Genomic DNA, 1,207 nt, shown 5'->3' with positions numbered 1-1,207 from the left:
CAGTTTAGCTCAATAATACTATTTACTATCAATTCGGCAAAAACAAATGTAATATTAAGAATAGTAAATATATTATTTTTAATTTTAGAGGAGTGATTTGTTTGAAGGCACAAGTTATCCGTTCTTTTGGAGAGGCATCTGTTTTTCAATTAGAAGAGATTCCTGTTCCTGAAGTGAAACCCATGCATGTTTTAATTCAGGTAAAGGCTACAAGTTTAAATCCCCTTGATACAAAAATACGCAGTGGAGTTTTTGCTAAATTTGCTCCTGAATTTCCAGCTGTTTTACATGGCGATGTAGCTGGTATTATCACAGAAGTCGGAGAAGGGGTTACTGATTTTAAAGTTGGTGATGAGGTATACGGTTTTGCAGGCGGTGTTAAAGGTACGAGTGGTGCTTTAGCAGAATACATGGCAGCAGATGCTAGATTACTTGCTCATAAGCCAAAAAACCTATCATTTGCAGAAGCAGCAGCCCTTCCAGTTGTCGCAATCACTGCTTGGGAAGCTCTAGTTAAACGTGCCAATATTGGAGCTGGAGACGAGATTCTAATTCATGGTGGTGCAGGCGGAGTAGGGCATGTTGCTATTCAGTTGGCAAAATGGGTCGGTGCAAAGGTATATACAACCGTCTCTTCACCAGAAAAAGCTCAAATTGCGGAAGAGTTTGGAGCCGATGTTGTCATCAATTATAAAGAAATGTCCGTAAAAGACTATGTGAATATGTATACGGATGGTAAAGGGTTTAAATATATTTTCGATACCATCGACCGTAAAAACCTTGAGAATTCGATTGAGGCAGCTTCTTTATATGGAACAATTGTGGCGATTGCTGTAAGTCAAGACTATAACCTTAGTCCATTTCTTGTAAAATCATTGAATTTCCATGTTGTATTCACAGAGATTCCAATTCTTCATGAAGAATACCGTCATATAAACGGTGAGGCATTAAAGAACCTTACACCTGTTATTGAGGAAGGAAAACTACGACCATTACTTGCTCAAAGACAATTTACTTTTGATGAAATAGCCCAAGCACATGAATATTATGAGGCTAATAAAGCAGTTGGTAAAATTATTTTAGTAAACAACTGGTGAAATTAGGACGTTACATTAAGAATATGTAACAAAGGCGGTCTTTCCTTAGAATTTTAATTATTGTGTAGTTAGAAGAGATTGTGAATGTTTCTACTTAAACAAACGGGTGC

The 1,207-nt window shown here is 37.0% G+C and carries 1 protein-coding gene; it reads left to right on the top strand.

Features of this window, described 5'->3' with window-relative positions; genetic code table 11:
• The first annotated feature begins 101 nt into the window (after nucleotides 1-101).
• Entirely contained in the window at nucleotides 102-1,097 is a 996-nt protein-coding gene (locus JMM81_RS22560) for a zinc-dependent alcohol dehydrogenase family protein (RefSeq protein ID WP_256243809.1), read from the top strand.
• Nucleotides 1,098-1,207: the final 110 nt, after the last annotated feature.

Origin of the sequence: Bacillus sp. V3B, assembly GCF_024494465.1 — a bacterium.
Classification (GTDB): Bacteria; Bacillota; Bacilli; order Bacillales; family Cytobacillaceae; genus Bacillus_BD.
This window is presented reverse-complemented; position numbering and strand designations above follow the sequence as displayed.